This window comes from Vibrio azureus (assembly GCF_002849855.1).
Lineage (GTDB): Bacteria > Pseudomonadota > Gammaproteobacteria > Enterobacterales > Vibrionaceae > Vibrio > Vibrio azureus.
In genome coordinates this window covers 1,012,200-1,030,107 of sequence record NZ_CP018616.1, presented here as the reverse complement: position 1 = coordinate 1,030,107, position 17,908 = coordinate 1,012,200, and the positions used below count along the sequence as shown (strand labels likewise).

Genomic DNA, 17,908 nt, shown 5'->3' with positions numbered 1-17,908 from the left:
GATAAATATCGATTAATTAACCTGAGCTAAGCTCATTAATCTTGAGCTTCACGAATTTGTACCCGAAACTGAGTTCCATTTGGGTTTACTGTGACTTCTGACAAAGAGATTGATTCAAAACCACGTACTATCGCTCTTTTCCAAGGCCCAGGTTTAGTATTCACCTCTAAACCATTATTGTCATACCAATAGAAACGATAAAGAATTGGTTGATCGCCCTGATAGTGGCTGCTCAATTGTACAATGCCTCTTGCACGACCGTCTGCATTATCGGTGATAATATTATCCACCAGTAATCGACTGCCCAATACGTTATCATGAAAGAAAACTTGTTGAGTTTGACCGTCAATACGAATACCCGCCGTGTTGTCTGCACATCCAGCAAGCCCTAAAATCACGGCCACACTTAGCCATAATGCCTTCATTACAATCTCCCTAGTTGTTTATGCCATAACGTCGAATGCGCCCCTTGTCGGGATAACCAAACTAATGTGGTTTGCTGTTCCGGCACCTCAAATTGATAGGTTTCACCATTGATTTGAAGACGTTGCAAACCGCTCGGAACAACAGCAGAAGCGGTGGTCACCTTTGCAGGTAGCGTTTGCCAACTTCTTGTGTCTGGTTGTTCCGAAATAACATTCCATACATTAAATAAAATATTGCCGACGTCATTACCCTGAGCCGCTTCCTTACGAATTCGGTCTTTGGTCCAAACACGAATGAGTTGACGGGTAATGATACCCGTTAAGCGTTCATTAAAATCTTTATGTGCCATCGCATTGACATCGACCAATGTACTCGAAGGCAGCGCTTGGCCATTCAATTCAACTCTGCCTAACGGGGTCGCTCCTTGATAAGTGTTCGGATAATAAGGTAATGCTAAAGAATAGACGGCCCTCTCTCCATGACTGTCACGGATAGGTAAATCCGTTCGCCAGCCTTGCAGCGCTTCCACAATACCCTGTTCATCGATAAGAATCACACGACCTTGCGATGACATTAAAGGTTTTGGTGTTTTTCCATAACGTTTCTCTAATAGCATTAAGTCTTGTTTCATCCCTAACTTTTTCGCCATTAGCATCGTGCTTTCTATTACTTGGGTATTTTCCGGCATCACAGCTAAAGCACGTCGATAATCCACATAAGCACTATTTAGGTCTTTTGCTGCTTCATACAACAGACCAGACAGATAGAAAAGGTAGCCATTTTGGACTGCGCTCAAGGTTTTACCAGCATCAGGATAGTGAGCAAGAACGCTGCCAAGATTGGCCGATATACCTTGTTCACCTAACTCATTTTCAGCTCGCTTTAGCTCATCTTCTCGTGCTTTTTTAGCCGCTTCTTGAACTTGATTTGCACGACGCATTTCAACTAATGCGCCTTCCAGATCATTTTTTTGCAAGTAATTCAGACCAAGATACAAATGCAAAAAGCCCAATTCGTAATCAGCGGGGTAGTACTCATTGAGGTTATCATTAACCGCAAGTGAACCAATATAGTTGGTGGTTTCTGACAAAGATATTGTAGCGCGATCTTGCTGCTCTCGAATTGCTTGATCACTGACTTCGAGTGCCTTTAAACTGGATGGATAATTTTCAGCCAAAAAAGCAATTCTTCCTTGCTCGAAGTGACTCAGTATCTCTCCCCCATTCTCGCCGGTTTGGAGTTGCTCTGCTTCAGCATAATCACCCGCCTGTACGGCTTGATAAACTTGCTTATTTTGTGCGCTGTAATGGCTAAAAAGATTACCTACGGACATGTTCGCACAGCCTGCTGAGAATAGTACACAGCCGAGTAGCGCGAACTGCTTCACACCGTATTTCACATTTTTCTCCGTAGATATAGCGTTGGATAAAGAAAGGAGGGCCTTTCTAGCGCCCCTCCATTGGTTAACCGAAGAATTCAAGGATACCCAAGTGATTTAAGTACCTTCAACGGATGAAATTAACCCAGAACCATTGGCCCAAGAGGGCGGCCACCCACAAGATGCATATGAATGTGGTACACTTCCTGCCCACCATGTGAATTACAATTAACAATCAGGCGATAGCCGTCATCTGCGATGCCTTCTTCTTTCGCGAGTTTTTTAGCAACGGTAAACATACGTCCCATCATTGCTTCATCTTCAGCTTCAACGTCGTTGGCTGTCGCAATTAGTTTATTTGGAATGATCAGAAGATGACTTGGCGCTCGTGGATTGATATCACGAAAAGCAGTAACGAGATCGTCTTGATACAACACATCAGCAGGGATCTCTCTGCGAATAATTTTACTAAAGATAGTTTCTTCAGCCATGAGGCCTCCATTTCTATTAGATTTAAAGTGCTCTTAGTATGCGCTAAGCCTGAAATGAGCTCAATAAAAAACAGTGTTCAGTTAACAATATCAATATAAATTGCTTGGTTGAAGCTTTTTTTGTCGTGTACGTCATAAAAATTGTGTCTCAAGCTCAATTAGAACCCGCTAATTTTGTTATTTTTAGAATACTTTTTATTCCTAAAGACCCTGAATTCTGTACGTCTTAAGACGTCTAAAATCAGCCATACGCAGTGACATCGCTTTGAAGCAAGTCTCTTGAGGTCACTTGAGTATATTACTTTTTGTTTTAGGTAGAGGAAGCACATCGATGCGAAATTCTGTCATTAAAAGGATGTATGGCGGATTTGCCATTATCACTGCCCTGTTTGTGATCACCATAATGATGATGACCCAAGCCATGAATACACTTCATAGTAAATTTGAACTGGTTTCTCAGTCTTCATTGCCACTTGTCTCTCTGTCCAATCAAACCAGTGTTGAGCTACTATCTGCAGACAAGTCTTTTAAAGATTTTTTAACCACAGAAAACAAGCAGCGCATGGAAAAAATGCGTAAAAACTTTACTCTCTCTCAACAGCAATTCACTGAAACATTGGAGCAATTAGCAGTAAGCAGCAAACCATACCCTTCTCTTTCTGCCCCTCTAGATCAGCTTATCGATTTACAAGATAGTTATTTTAGTGAAGCACAAGAAGCGATGAATAACTATGAGTCGATGTTTTCTTCACAAGAACAGGTTCAACTGTCATCGCGCCGATTTCAAAAGCTGAATAGTGAACTCTCTCTTGGTTTGAAAGAATTGCTTGCCGATCAGTCGAGCATTTCGGTCAGAGTCATGGGGGAAAGCTATTTCAGTAAGTTAAAAGACGCTGAAGTCATTACATCGGATGCGCTGGCAAGCTCTGACCCTGAAGTTGTCACTCAAGCGGTAGCGAAAAACCGCAAGACGGTTGCTCATCTAAACTACGCCTTTCGTGGCCTGGTTACCCAGTTGCCGCAGCTTGAAGAACTTTTCGGAGACTCAATTAAACAATTTACCCAAGATGTAGGCTTGAAAGGCGGCGTTTTGGATCAATACAGCCAATATTTAACTGCTCGCGCAGCTCTCTACGATAACATCGCAAATCAAGCCGAAAAAATTGATTCTAGTATGACCGTATTGGAGCAATTTACCACCACAGCAACCACGAACCTCAATCAATCTTTGCTCCAAGCTGGAGAAATTTATAATCAGGGTGTGATAAAAGCCGTTGGCATCGCTGTTTTGGTGATGGTGTTGGCCGTCATGATTGGCTATCACATTTCAAGCACAGTTCGCGAGCCGCTCAAACATATTTTAATCGCGTTAGAAGGACTTACCAAAGGTGATATGAAACAACGCATAGAGGTCCGTTATAACAATGAATTCAGTGCGGTCAGTGGCCATATCAATTCTCTTGCTGATAGTCTTCAAGATGTACTGTTGAAGCTGAATGATGCTTCCGAAAAACTGGCTGAAACCGCCATCGATAATGAACAAACCTCAGCTCAAGCGCAAATTCAGTTAAATTCACAACGCGAACAAGCGACGGATGTCGCAACTGCTATGACACAAATGTCGCATTCCGTACAAGAAGTTGCCCAAAGTGCTCAAAATACTTTAAATATGGTCCAACAAGTTGAATCGGCTTCTGACCAAGGGCGCCATATCATGAACAGTAATATTTCGACGATTAATCAGCTTGAAATACGCTTAAATGAATCTGTATGTGCTGTAACAGAACTACAAAATATGAGCAGCCAAATCGGGTCTATCTTAGACGTTATTAGAAATATTGCCGAACAAACAAATTTGCTGGCGCTAAACGCAGCGATTGAAGCCGCTCGGGCTGGCGAACAAGGTCGTGGCTTTGCCGTTGTCGCCGATGAGGTACGTGTTCTCGCATCAAAAACGACTCAATCAACCATTGAGATTGAATCCATGATCAGCACGTTACAATCAAAATCACACTCTGCAAGTCAAGTCATTCAAAGTTGTATGAGTGATATGGAAGTGTCAGTAGAGCAAGCATTAAGTGCCAATGGTGCCATGGAAGAATTGCAAGCTCTGATCATTAAGATCAGACAAATGAGCACCCATATATCACAAGCTGCAGTTGAACAAAGCACCACGTCTTCTAACATCGCTCGTAACCTTGAAGAAATAAACAGCTTAACCGATAAAAACTATCAAGCCATGGTGAATATCGCTCAAACCAACGAATCACTGACTCAATTAGCTCAACAGCAAAATACCTTAGTTCACCAGTTTAAGTTATAGTCTTGCTTTTGCTTTTGCTTTTGCTTTTGCTTTTTACAGAGCATACCCAAGTGACCTAAAAATGCTTGGGTATATATTTTCTTCTGCTTACCCTTGTTTTTCTTCTGCTTTGTCTACATATGCTTATCATGGTTTGCTCATTTCTTCCTTCTTTTATTGAGCAAGCAAAATGAAAAGGATAATTTATGGCTGTTCATGTTGGTATCATCGATCAAGACCCCGTGAGATTGGTTACCCCTCTTTTGGATAATCGCACGGTCAGTAAACATATCGTCTTCATCGGCGATAAACATCAAGCCGATATGTATGAACGCTTAAGCACAGTTTTAGAGCAACGCGGTATAACCACCGAATTCTTTGAAATCCCTTCCGCCGTTAACACCTCACTCATTAAACAATCAATACATAAATTAGCTCGTGATTTACACGATCGTGGTGAAGAAGTTAAGCTGAATGCCAGCTGTGGATTACGTCATCGCCTACTCTCGGTTTATGAAGTATTTCGTACGTACCGCTGGCCAATTTTTGTTGTAGAACCCAATAGCGACAAACTTTGCTGGTTATACCCAGACGGCCAAGAGGATACCCAAGTCGAGGATCATATTACCATCTCTGATTACCTAACAATTTTTGGTGCTCGTGGTGAATTTAATCATACTGAACTGCCTCCTCAGCTTGATCATAAACTCTATCAACTCGGTGAACGTTGGGCATCCAACGCACTTGAACTTGGGCCTGGTTTAGCAACCTTAAATTACTTGGCAACTACCTGTCGTAAAGAGCAAAGACTTGACGTTGAGCTATCCGAAAAACAACAAGGTTATCGTGAACTTAACATGCTACTCAGCGACTTAGTTGCAGCCCAAATTGCTACCTATGAAAAAGGAATCCTCACATTTATCAACGAGGATGCCCGCCGATTCTCTAATGGAGAGTGGTTAGAAACCTTGGTTCATAGCACTGTAAAACAGATCCAAGATAGCATGCCAACCATTCAAGACCGTTCTTTGAATGTGCAGGTATACCGAAAACATGGTGAAAGCGAAGTTCGCAATGAGCTTGATGTCGCAACGGTCGTAAACAACAAACTCCATATTATTGAGTGTAAAACCAAAGGCATGAGAGATGATGGGGATGATACCCTTTACAAACTAGAATCTCTTAGGGACCTACTTGGAGGGCTTCAGGCACGTGCCATGCTGGTGAGTTTCCGTCCTCTTCGCCACAATGATATTACTCGAGCAGAAGATTTAGGCTTAGCGCTCATCGGGCCTGACGAGCTAAAAGATTTAAAAACACACCTTGGTCAATGGTTTAAAGCCGCAGGTGGAGCTGACGACCTCTAATAGCTCGTCTTTCGTTTGAGTATATACCCGATTGACCTCAATCAATATGCTGAGTATTCAGCGCAAGTTACAAAAAACCAGGCCTAGCCTGGTTTTTTATTGCTTGCGAAGAAATAAGTCTTACTTAAGTTTTTTACTACAGCATCTTACGCGCAGCTTCAACAACCACTTTAATTGAGCGTGTTTCCGCTTCTTTCAAAGTGGTATGATCCGGCGTTTCTTTTTGAGTACGGTTAATGATAACACCAGCCACACAACCAGCTTTTAAACCTGAACTTGCACACATAGTCAACAGAGTCGCAGACTCCATTTCAAAGTTCAGCACTCCCATGTCTTGCCACTCTTTCATTGAGCCTTGGAAGCGCTTAACAACTCGACCAGAGAAAGTATCGTAACGCTCTTGCCCTGGGTAGAACGTATCACTGGAAGCTGTGACACCCATGTGTACTTTTGCACCACACTCTTCAACCGCAGATTTCATCGCTGTCGCAACATCAAAATCAGCCACAGCAGGAAACTCCATTGGAGCAAAATGTAAACTTGCGCCATCAAGACGAACGGAGCCTGTCGTCACAATCATGTCACCAACATTTACGTTAGGCTGAATTGCGCCTGTAGTACCAACACGTAAGAAAGTACGTACACCAAGCTGCGCAAGCTCTTCAACTGCAATAGATGTCGATGGGCCGCCGATACCTGTAGAACACACTACGACAGGTTTTCCATCCAGTTGTGCACGATATAACGTGTATTCACGATGACTGGCTAGAAAGACTGGGTTGTCCATCTCTTCCGCAATTTTTTGAACACGAGCAGGGTCACCAGGAATAATGGCTAATGTTGCGCCAGCAAGATCGGCTTCAGTAACACCTAGGTGAAAAACAGCTTGAGACATAAGTCGCTCCTTATTGTGGCCTAACGTTCGTAACGATAAGCGCATAGGTATATTGGGTACAACAGATACTCTAGCGAACCTCACTACAATATAGAGTGATAATAATCACAAATGAAAAATGTAATATTTGTATTTTTTCAAAAAAATTATACATATATCACAATTTTTATTGTGCAACTACAAGCACACCCAATCACCTCTGCTCGTTGCTGCTTCTCACTCTACTGTTGTACTTCAATTAATTCAGCGGCCTAATTCACGCTTTGTTTGATATGCTTTGACTCAAAACGTAGCAGTCTTAATGCATTCAATGTCACCAAAGCCGTCGCACCACTGTCAGCTAAAACCGCAACCCATAAGCCCGTAATGCCCAATAGACTGGTGACCAAAAAGACACCTTTTAAGCCAAGCGCAAGCGCGACATTTTGATGAATATTGCTCAACGTTGCCCGAGAGAGCTCGATCATAGCGGGTAACTCAACCAACCGATTGTGAGTCAAGGCGGCATCGGCTGTCTCAAGTGCCACATCAGTGCCTCCCCCCATTGCAATACCGATACTGGATGCCTTCATCGCGGGTGCATCATTAATGCCATCACCAACCATCGCAACTGTGCGTGTCGTCGACATTTTCTCAACATGATGCACTTTATCGGCTGGCAGCAAACTCGCTTCGAAAGTCATGCCCATTTCTTTGGCAATCGATGCTGCACTTCGTGGATTATCTCCGGTTAACATAACGGAGTTCACACCTAACTTCTTCAACGCAGCGACAGCTTCTCGTGCATCCTTGCGTAACGTATCTTGCCAAGCAATAAGACCAATCAGCTTTTCCTCACAACGGACAATCACGACCGTTTTTCCTTGAGCTTCGATTTCAATAATGCGCTCTTCCATTTCCGATGAAATAGAGAAAGTGATCTTAGAAGGCGCAATAACTTGTACATGCTGCTCATCAACATAGCCACTGACTCCTGAACCAACCTGTACCGTTTTCTCAGTTGCTTCAGGGATCACAATACCTTGCTGCTGCACTTTATTCACTAACGAGATTGCCAACGGGTGGCTTGAACCTAGCTCTATGGCCGCCGCCAAGCTCAGCAATTGAGATTCAGGCACATCAATCGGAATGATATCCGTCACTTGTGGTTTACCCTGTGTCAAGGTGCCTGTTTTATCAAAAGCAACCGACTCAACACGTCCGAGTAATTCCAGTGCTGCTCCGCCTTTGATCAATGCACCACGTTTTGCTGCTGCAGCTAAACCAGAAGTAATCGCAGCAGGCGTAGAAATCACTAACGCACAAGGACAAGCAATCAGTAACATGGCTAAACCACGGTATAACCAAGTTTCCCAAGGCTGAGCGAACAATAAAGGAGGTGTGACAATAACAAGCAATGACACCAACATCATTAATGGTGTATACCAGCGACTGAATTTATCCAGAAAACGCTCCAGTGGTGCTTTTCTTGATTCTGCTTCTTCGATTAAGTGAAGAATACGATCAATCGCGTTTTCTCCTTGGCGAGATGTGACCTCGATGCGCACCACCTTATCCACAACCACCGCACCTGCCATGATTTGCCCGCCCTCGTTATGCTCAACAGGTAATGATTCGCCAGTGAGAGCACTTTCATCGAAACTGGCCACCTGATCAAGCAACCATCCATCCGCAGGCATTCTTCCACCAGGGGCAACTTCAATGATATCGCCAGGTTTAAGCGTTGAAGCTTGTACTTCTTTACGCTGACCATCAACAATTAATGTGGTCGTTTCAGGCACCAAATCCATCAGTGCTTGCACGCCACTCCTTGCACGAGAGGACGCATAAGCTTCCAGCTTTTCTCCGATCAAAAATAGGAGTAAAACCATCGCTGCTTCGGCCATTTCTCCAAGATATAACGCACCGAGAGCAGCCACACTCATTAAGGTTTCAATCGCGAATGGTGTACCACTTTTCGCAAGCTTAATGGCTTTTGTCGCGATGGGATATAGACCCATTAAGCAGGTCACGGTAAATAGTGTATTGCTTATCGTAGCGTGAGACTCTGAGAGAATACCTGCTATCACCATCGCAGCCGCAATCACGATGATCTGGATATTGTCTTTTATAATTTCCAGCCAACTTTTATGCGCAACTTTAGGCTTAGGAGCATCCGTTGAAGAAAGAGGAAACCCTGTTTGTTGTGAAATCTGCTCAATGACAGGAGCTAAAGATCGGTTATCAAAGTCGACCACCAGCTTTTCTGTTGCAAATAAAACTTTGGCATTCACCACCCCTCCAATCGAAGAAATGGCTTTTTCAAGTTTTCGAGCACAAGCAGGGCAATCCATGCCTGATACTAACCAACTCTGACGTAAATTCTTCGAGACATCGCTGGGCAAATCGTCATCAGCAGACTCAGTACCACAACTGTTTGTTGAACAACATGAGCCTTCAGGTGTTATCGCCGTGGCTTTGGTGATCGTCATTGCAGGTTTTGTTGTTGAGCAGCAAGTATCCCCACTTCCTTTTTTCATGGTTGGGTTACTTTTGCTTGATTGACACCCTTGGTTTTTTGTACACATAATTCAACTTCCTTTGCTGGAGATACTTTTTGATCTTGATCCAATGGCTTGATACTCAGACTCTTCATAGTCAGATTGCTCATAACTTGATTGTTTATAGCGAGATTGTTCATAGCTTAATCACCCATAAACATACTGTTTTATGAAACATAAGGTCACAACAAGACATTTTCACAAAACTTGATTTATACATAATTTTTCTCAAACGAATCGCTTCAAAATAATCCAGTCTTAGCCATGATTAATTGCTATGTTGTTAATTATAAACCTTGGAGTAAGCTCCAAGGTCAAGAAGAAATGAATGGTGCTATAAGCTTCAAGATAGAAAAAAGGCGCCTGAGTCAGCGCCTTTAATATCGTTTTCGAAAAAGTCGTCGTAAGCGGTCTTCGTAAACAATCTTGGATCAAAGGAGGGATAACACTTAAACTGGGTGCTGAAAACACTCATTTAATGACTTACCTATCGCTCTTAATACGTCACGTCGAGTGATCATACCAACCAGTTTTTCTTTATCGTCTACCACAGGGTACATTTTGGGCTTACCAATTTTCATCATGTCAGCCAATTCGATAATTGACATATCTGGCGATACAGACAGTACATCATCATGCATACATTCTTCTACCGTATGGGTATCATGGCAATGGTAACTGGCTTTTACTAGTTCATCGAGCAAATCTTGTTCAGAAAGATAGCCAACGACTTTTTCATTTTCATCAATGACAGGTCCGCCAAGTGTCACGCTTTGCATCACCTTGTCTAATGCAGCAGTAAGTGACATATCTTTATTGAAAGTCACCGCTTGCAACGTCATATAATCTTTTACTTTGAGTGAGTGCATTCTTATCTCCTTAACAGCCAACTTTTCTGCTCTTAAGTTAAGTGTCGCCTAAATTCTTAATTTTACTAAATTGAAATTGGCAATTTTATTCATAGACTGTCTCTATTGAACTTTGTTTTGATTCAAACACTCACGCTATAAAGATCAAAAAAGCCAGCCTCATTCTTAGAGTAGAAATGAGGCTGGCTGAGAATTGATGAATCTTATTGTGCTAGCGATGCGACCATATCACGAGCAACAGCCTCTGCGACTTTAATGCCGTCAATACCTGCAGATAAGATGCCGCCCGCATAACCTGCCCCCTCACCTGCTGGGTAAAAACCTTTCAGGTTGAGGCTCTGATAATCTTTTCCTCGCTTAATACAAACCGGAGAAGAAGTACGAGTTTCTACTCCAGTCAGCAAGCCATCTTCCACAGAAAACCCTTTGATTTTTTTATCAAATGCGGGAATCGCTTCTCGGATCGCTTCGACTGCAAAAGCAGGCAAAGCCTTAGAAAGATCCGTCAACTTAATCCCTGGGGTGAAAGAAGGCTCAACCTCTCCCAACTGACTTGGATCTCGGCCTTTTAGGAAATCTCCGATTTTTTGCGCTGGTGCATCATAGTTTTCGCCGCCTAATACATAAGCATTGGACTCAAGTTCGCGTTGAAAACGAATACCTGCCAACGGGTCACCCGGGTAGTCAACTTCTGGAGAGATACCGACTACGATAGCACTATTAGCATTACGCTCTGCTCGTGAATATTGACTCATTCCGTTGGTCACAACACGCCCTTCTTCAGAGGTCGCCGCAACAACAGTACCACCAGGACACATACAGAAACTGTACACCGTGCGTCCATTTTTACAGTGATGAACCAATTTATAATCTGCTGCCCCAAGGATTGGGTTGCCTGCATTAGGACCAAAACGGGCTTCATCAATCATTGATTGTTTGTGTTCAATACGGAAACCAACAGAGAAAGGTTTCGCTTCCATATAGACACCACGTTCATGCAACATCTCAAAAGTATCACGAGCACTGTGACCGACTGCCAACACGACATGACGCGACTTAATCATCTCGCCGTTTGACAAGGTCACTCCAGTAACTTGTCCGTCTTCCATATGCAAATCATCAACACGAGTGCTAAAGCGAATTTCGCCGCCCAGTTCGATAATTTTGGCGCGCATTTTCTCAATCATAGTAACCAGCTTGAAGGTACCTATGTGTGGCTTGCTCACATAGAGGATTTCTTCTGGAGCGCCTGCCGCAATAAACTCTGTGATAACTTTACGGCCATAGAAATTAGGATCTTTGACTTGGCTGTAGAGTTTGCCGTCAGAGAAAGTTCCGGCACCACCCTCGCCAAATTGAACGTTCGATTCCGTATTCAGTGTGCGTTTACGCCAAAAGCCAAAAGTATCTTTCGTTCTCTCACGAACTTCTTTACCACGCTCAACAATGATTGGATTAAAGCCCATTTGAGCTAAAACTAATCCGGCGAAAAGACCACAAGGACCAAAGCCAATTACGACAGGACGTTCTGTTAGATTATCTGGCGCTTTAGCAACGAACTTGTAATCCATGTCTGGCGTTTGACGGACATGCGGATCTTTGGCAAATCGCTCTAGCAGTGCTTGCATATCCCCTTCGACAATGACATCAAGGGTATAAATCAAATGTATTTGGGTTTTCTTACGAGCATCATAACCACGTCTAAAGACATTAAAAGAGATGACTTCCTCAGCGGTAATGCCAAGTTTTTTGGTGATCGCGGCCAATAACGCGCCTTCTTCATGATCAAGAGGCAATTTAATTTCATTAATACGTATCATATGATGTCTCGTTACTTTAGGTGTCTTAGCCAACAGCATCGCTGTGTAACGCGTGCTTGTCAGCTCACAATGGCGCGCATTCTACGAGAATTTCCATTATCTGTCATACTAAATACAAAGCACTTGTCGTTTTTCATCTTGTGAAAGTTGAATTTTGTTTTGGGATGAGTATTATCGCCCTTCCTTATTTTTGACTAACTTAAGAGCGGATTATCATGGCGTTTGTCGTAACCGATAACTGTATTCAATGTAAATACACTGACTGCGTAGCAGTATGCCCGGCGGATGCCTTTCATGAAGGGCCAAACTTTATGGTCATCAATCCGATTGAGTGTATTGACTGTGGTTTGTGTGTCGATGAATGTGATGCAAATGCTATCTTCCAAGAAAACGAAGTACCGGAAGCTCAGAGTCTCTATATCGAGCTTAATGCTGAGTTAGCAACCTTGTGGCCTGTTCAAACAGAAGTCAAGCCAGCGATGGATGAGGCGGAAAAATGGAATGGCGTAGCGAACAAGCTAGATATGTTAGAAAAATAAACCAGTAAACCGGCTCATCAGTAGCCGTAATTAAAAGTTATAGCCTCATTAAAAGACATAGCAAAGAAACATAACCAAGACTTATTAGCAAGTCTTGGTTGTTATACCAGAGTCAGCGTCTGTAATGCCATTTCACTTCTGGATCTTCTCTACTTAGCCCTTGTGTCGAAGCATATTATCCAAAATAATGCCTGTGGCCATCGCAACATTGAGAGATTCAGCACCACCAAACGCTGGGATCGTGATCTTGTCAGTCACATATGTTGAAGCCACTTCACGAATACCATGAGATTCACTGCCCATCAGTAAAATCCCTTCAGCAGAAAACGCCGTTTTATGGACATTTTGCCCTTCTAAAAAAGCACCATAGACCGGCACTTTTGCTTGCTCTAAGTAACTCGGAAGATCCACTAACGTCACTTGTACTCTTGCAAAGCTCCCCATCGTTGCACTGATCGTTTTAGGATTATAAGGATCGGCACAATCCACACTGGCCACGATATGTTTGATGCCGTACCAATCAGCAACACGGATAATAGTACCCATATTACCGGGATCAGAAACACCATCTAAGGCAATCATAAGTCCTGAAGCGGGTGGAGCCGAAAGGGCTGGAATTTCAACGACGGCAATAGCACTATTGTTGCTCACTAAAGTGCTCGCTTTAGTCAAATCATCTAGTGATGCTTCAATACAATTCACACCGTCCAATTCATGCTGATGTTCGACTAGGAATTGAGCAGTAGCGAAAACATTCTGAACCGATAAGTCACTTTGGACGAGCTCAAGAACATTCTTTTCACCTTGAACTAAAAACAGCCCATGCGCCTTACGTTGTTTTTTTTGGCCTAAAGCGCGAAGAAGTTTGAGTTGGTTTTTCGAAATCATAAAGTATCCAAGGTATAAATGGTCGGCACAATTGAAAGCCGACGCATTATATACCCAAAGTAGACTAAGATGCGAGGTATACCCAAGTGACCTTAATCAAGTGGCGTTCCATCAGGCATCGTCGTTTCATCTTCATGCCAAAATAAATCCGCCCGGTTCTGATAGCGTTCAGCAAATGTCATTCTTGGATCGAGCTGATATTTAAGCGTTGCTTTAATTTGATTAAATGCCTTTTCAGCAACCTCAGAATCAGCGACGGCATGCGGATTGATGATTAACTCCGCAGACCGTTTTGCTGAGTCTTCAACCTGATAAGAATAGTAAGCATTCGGGTTAAAAGGCCCAACAGCAAACATAATGTCTTCTGGTGGAATATTGAGTGTTGCCACTTCATGAAGGTCAGCCCCCCTCAGCATAGTGTTGACAGATTTACCGCCGTGATTTAACTCAATAGCATATACGTAACCCATCCGATTACCCAGCGCATAATCCACTGCAATGGACTGCTCGGTACTGGTCGACACTACCCCACTAATACCACGATTATTCGCATCAATCTGATATTCCTTAACTGGAGCAATTTTACGATTCATTCCTGTATGAAAAAGCTCATGGGGTAAACGCGTATCTCCTCTATAGACTAAACGACCCGTTAGCTCTGGTTGGAACTCCATTAAGAAAGGATGATGCATCACTTCCTTTTGGGCATTAATACTTATCTCATGCAGAGCCTTCACGTCAGTAAGGTAAGCATAGGGGTCAACGAGCATTTCCATCTCTGCAAAATCTCTTAGCACTTCAGCATCTCGACCGCCAGCCATATCTTCGTAACCTGAACTGCTGGATTTTGGTGGAGAAACATTAGGCAGATCATCAGGCAAAATAATATCTAAACGTTCACTAAAACCAGAGCTTTCTGTCTTCGTCTCACTGTTACTCTCTTCTATTTTTTGTGCTTTCTGATTTAAATTAGCTGCTTCGTTATTAGGGCTTAATTGTTCCTCATTCCAACGGAATTGCTGCGTATTCTCATCCAAGTTGAGCGTCACTTGTTTGCCCAATAAAGCGCGTCCTGTGTCTGCATCGATTTCCAAGTATCGGCCAAAGCCCAAAGGTCTTAGCAAGGCCCCTCGACCTGCATCAGCGATCTTCACACCGATTAATGTCTCATGCGTGCGAGGATGAATAACAGTTTTGGGCTCTACCGTAAAATGTTGCAAATTATGCCTTGGGTAGCCGCCGTTTTTTATCAGTGGATTGGTTAACAATTTTAGGTTGGGCTCTGTTGCCTCAGCCAAAGCTTGTCCGTACTGAGTAAGAAGTGGAACCAGTGCTGCAGCCCCCAATACTGCGCTATTTGAGACACTCATCCGGCTGCCAGCAAGTCGTTCGGCGATCTGGTCGCCATTTATTGCTTTATCGACACTCATGCCGAATTGTCCCACATTAAGGCCAATTTCTAATGGAATGCCGACCTCTGGTAAAATTAAATCAATGACAGGAAATAATGTTAAAGCACTGCTCGACAGCGAAATAAAATAATCTCGTTGTGCTTCAGAGTTCGATTTAATTCTGACATCACCATCACTGATTAAGCGCATTTTGACTTGCTCAGCGACCCGTTCAAATACATCACCAAACACAGGGCGATGCTTCATCATCAGATAATCTTCATTCCAACTATTTTCTGCAAATCCTTTAAGTGCGCTATCAACACCAGAGTAACTCACACCATCTTGTCTGATATACAAACTAAAATGTTGCGCGAGTGTTTTTCTGTTTATTGGATATTTTCTCAGCGCTTGAAACAGGTATTTTTTTAACTGTCGTTCATTTTTAAAGATAATAAAGGGTTGCTTTGCACCTGGAATATATAACAAACCTGCATTTTCTTTTTTTCGACTGATCAACAAAATATCCGTAGCATCATATCCATAAATATCAAATCGAAAAACATTAATATTTTTTTCTCTTTTTGCTTTTAGCAATTCTATTGCCAATTGATATTGATCTCGGTTAAGCAGCCCATTTTTATATTGTTGAAAAGCAGATAATGCATATCCATCACGTAACAGCAGCGTAAAACGTTGTTGGTTCTTTAGCCAAAACTCTTCTAAGGCTTGAGTATACGTTTTCTGAATATCGAGTTGATAATAAGCAATATCCCATAAATCTGATGACAATAGACGAGTTTCATTTCGTTCATCAAAATATTTAGCTTTTGCTCCTTGAGTATAAATACCCGTATAAATATCCACTTCACCTGGAAAATAGTCACGAAATCGATTGAAAGCGTTAAGCATGATTGCTTGTGTCAAGGTATAAGATTCAAGTGGTGTATTATAATGTGCCCAACCATTGTACGTTCTGGAGCTACCGACTGCTCCATCAAAACGGTGATAATAAACGTTATCAGGGTCAATATCTGGGTATCCATTTGAAGCTAAGACGTTTTTTACTGTCTCCGTCGTAATCCTTAGAGGATCGGGCAATGCTTTCATGAGCTCTGCATAGTCTCGAACAAACTGATGTTTCCAGAAGATATCAAAAGGTTGGGCGCTGCCTGCAATCAATACATCATTAGAGGAAGAATTCTGCTCTGCAAATGAGCTTGTAAGAGGTTGAATAGAGAAAAGAGCAACAAGAAGAGATTTTAGAAAATTACGCATAAGAACAAGCATCTAATTATATAAATTTTCATTCATGATAATAAAAAAACAAATTAAACCCAATAACTTTATCACAAAAAAGTTATTAGATTTAAATTTATATTCTTTAGTTTTTAACCAAGAAAGTAGTGGAAAATAAATTACATTTCTGTTATTTAAAGGTACTTAAAAAAGAATAAAATGACACTTCTAAAAATAACAGATCAAAAATCAACCTTATGAATAAATAAAAATATTTTAATTTATTTTAAAAATTACAAAAAAACAAAATTCAAAAGCATTTACTTCATAAATCATGCATAAAAGATAATAATCAAAAAAGAGGCGTGGTCCTATCTCCTCCAATAAATCACATTTTAATGCCATTAATTTGACAACTTGGAATTATCTTTACATTAGCAAAATGAAGAAAAACTAACCATGAAATTAAAAAAAGTCACATTCGCCATTTTCACTTTATTATCAAGCAACATCCTATCCGCTGAGGAAATCAGTTATTTAGGCTTTGGTGGAACAATGAAAACCGGATTGTATATTTATGGCCAATCCGAAATGGCAGACAAAGTCTTGTACGCAACTAGAAGCAATGTAGATAACAAAATCTGTCTTCTATCTAACCAATATTTTGAGATTAGGAATGGCTGGGAAGATACTTCAAGTGGAGGTTCAATAAACACATCAGATTATTACCCAAGTATGCCTGTAAGCTTTGTGTGCCCAGATGGCAATAGAGAAATGGTGATTCATGAGCCTGATTTCCGTAATAAAAGCTTTTCACCCATTAACGATACTTGGTATATTTTGAATAGCTCTATCGGTTTTTATCAGCAAATGGCAGGCGAATTGCCTATGAAGGAAAAAATCACGGTAATTTCACATTATTTTGCTGGAGAAAATGCTCAATATGTCAGAGAAGATAAACCTGCGGACCATGGCTATGAAAAATTTAGAAATCATATTTTAATTTCTGATGGTAACATGAGCCCTACAACAAATTCTGAATATATATACTCTAACGGAGCCAGCAGCGATACGGTCATTCACGAACTGACGCATGCCTACACGGCAAAGCCCGGTCATGCCTTCGAGACCATGGATTTTTTACATAACAGCGTCAATGCATGGTCAGAACATTTTAGTGATATAGTTGCAGAATACTATCAATATAAGGAGTCTGGTCAGGTCGACTTTATCCACAATATGGATCGCGTAAAATGCATTTCTGAGCAAGACATTGATTGCCGTTTGTACATCAGAAACTTTAAAGAACCAATATACAAAAGTATAGCAGAAGCATTAACTAGTGAAGGAAAAGAAGATATTGACCAGTTCAGCATACACACTTCAGCGGAAATACTTGGTTACGCCTTCTACTCTCTTATTCATGAGGGCATATTTACTTTTGATGAACTGATGCAGGTGTTTGTTCATGCCGAAAAGCATAACTGGAAACCCAATACTGATTCAGACATCTATTACTTTACTCATGGCCTGCTTAGCTCAGCTGAGAGCCTAGGTTATTCTGATAAAGTTCCCTATATGATAGACATTTACACTCAAACTGGATTTCTTGAGTAATAGAGCTTAAGGTCTGATTTATCTTTCGATCTGATTCTTGTAACGGTTGTTGGGTATTGATACAAGGCAGTGGCTTTGATGTATACCCAACAAATGGTGCTCGATAACTCGATATCGTAATTTGCACCGTAAGAAACGCTCGCCAA

At 41.8% G+C, this 17,908-nt stretch carries 13 protein-coding genes; 4 read left to right on the top strand and 9 right to left on the bottom strand.

Going from position 1 to position 17,908, the window contains the following annotated elements; all coding sequences use genetic code 11:
* Window positions 1-35 precede the first annotated feature (35 nt).
* From BS333_RS04875 to hinT, 3 genes are all read right to left on the bottom strand, one after another.
* Window positions 36-425: a YcfL family putative periplasmic lipoprotein gene (locus BS333_RS04875; RefSeq protein WP_021708631.1), complete on the bottom strand. Its 390-nt coding sequence runs from the start codon at window positions 423-425 to the stop codon at window positions 36-38.
* The gene (locus tag BS333_RS04870) at window positions 425-1,825 is read right to left on the bottom strand and encodes a COG3014 family protein (RefSeq protein ID WP_021708630.1); all 1,401 of its coding nucleotides are present in this window, start codon (window positions 1,823-1,825) and stop codon (window positions 425-427) included. Before BS333_RS04870 ends, BS333_RS04875 begins: the two co-directional genes overlap by 1 nt.
* A 119-nt stretch (window positions 1,826-1,944) precedes the next feature.
* Window positions 1,945-2,295 (bottom strand): purine nucleoside phosphoramidase, encoded by a 351-nt coding sequence (gene hinT, locus BS333_RS04865; protein ID WP_021708629.1) that lies wholly within the window; start codon window positions 2,293-2,295, stop codon window positions 1,945-1,947.
* Between the two features lie 331 nt (window positions 2,296-2,626).
* Between hinT and BS333_RS04860 the strand changes: the two genes are divergently transcribed.
* A complete protein-coding gene (locus BS333_RS04860; protein ID WP_021708628.1) occupies window positions 2,627-4,618 on the top strand; it encodes a methyl-accepting chemotaxis protein in 1,992 nt (663 codons plus the stop codon).
* Between the two features lie 185 nt (window positions 4,619-4,803).
* Window positions 4,804-5,964 carry a DUF1887 family protein gene (locus BS333_RS04855; protein ID WP_021708627.1) on the top strand — a complete coding sequence of 387 codons (1,161 nt, stop codon included), beginning with the start codon at window positions 4,804-4,806 and terminating at the stop codon, window positions 5,962-5,964.
* A gap of 136 nt (window positions 5,965-6,100) precedes the next feature.
* On the opposite strand, the gene udp is transcribed toward BS333_RS04855, so the two are convergent.
* From udp to BS333_RS04835, 4 genes are all read right to left on the bottom strand, one after another.
* Complete coding sequence (gene udp, locus BS333_RS04850; protein ID WP_021708626.1) at window positions 6,101-6,859, bottom strand: uridine phosphorylase; 759 nt, start codon at window positions 6,857-6,859, stop codon at window positions 6,101-6,103.
* 251 nt (window positions 6,860-7,110) lie between these two features.
* Complete coding sequence (locus tag BS333_RS04845; protein WP_021708625.1) at window positions 7,111-9,426, bottom strand: zinc/cadmium/mercury/lead-transporting ATPase; 2,316 nt, start codon at window positions 9,424-9,426, stop codon at window positions 7,111-7,113.
* A 422-nt stretch (window positions 9,427-9,848) separates the two neighbouring features.
* The gene (locus tag BS333_RS04840) at window positions 9,849-10,268 is read right to left on the bottom strand and encodes a CBS domain-containing protein (RefSeq protein ID WP_021708623.1); all 420 of its coding nucleotides are present in this window, start codon (window positions 10,266-10,268) and stop codon (window positions 9,849-9,851) included.
* A 203-nt stretch (window positions 10,269-10,471) separates the two neighbouring features.
* The gene (locus BS333_RS04835; RefSeq protein ID WP_021708622.1) at window positions 10,472-12,088 is read right to left on the bottom strand and encodes an NAD(P)/FAD-dependent oxidoreductase; all 1,617 of its coding nucleotides are present in this window, start codon (window positions 12,086-12,088) and stop codon (window positions 10,472-10,474) included.
* Between the two features lie 215 nt (window positions 12,089-12,303).
* Here BS333_RS04835 and fdxA point away from each other — a divergent pair, with 215 nt between their 5' ends.
* Entirely contained in the window at window positions 12,304-12,627 is a 324-nt protein-coding gene (gene fdxA, locus BS333_RS04830) for a ferredoxin FdxA (protein ID WP_021708621.1), read from the top strand.
* Between the two features lie 153 nt (window positions 12,628-12,780).
* Here the strand turns inward: fdxA and BS333_RS04825 are convergent, their stop codons facing one another.
* Both BS333_RS04825 and BS333_RS22285 read right to left on the bottom strand, forming a co-directional pair.
* Window positions 12,781-13,515 (bottom strand): RNA methyltransferase, encoded by a 735-nt coding sequence (locus tag BS333_RS04825; RefSeq protein WP_021708620.1) that lies wholly within the window; start codon window positions 13,513-13,515, stop codon window positions 12,781-12,783.
* A gap of 92 nt (window positions 13,516-13,607) precedes the next feature.
* Window positions 13,608-16,184, bottom strand: coding sequence for a dermonecrotic toxin domain-containing protein (locus BS333_RS22285; protein WP_227739123.1), 2,577 nt, complete (start codon window positions 16,182-16,184; stop codon window positions 13,608-13,610).
* 420 nt (window positions 16,185-16,604) lie between these two features.
* On the opposite strand from BS333_RS22285, the gene BS333_RS04815 reads away from it, so the two are divergent.
* Window positions 16,605-17,762 (top strand): gluzincin family metallopeptidase, encoded by a 1,158-nt coding sequence (locus BS333_RS04815; protein WP_021708618.1) that lies wholly within the window; start codon window positions 16,605-16,607, stop codon window positions 17,760-17,762.
* Window positions 17,763-17,908 lie beyond the last annotated feature (146 nt).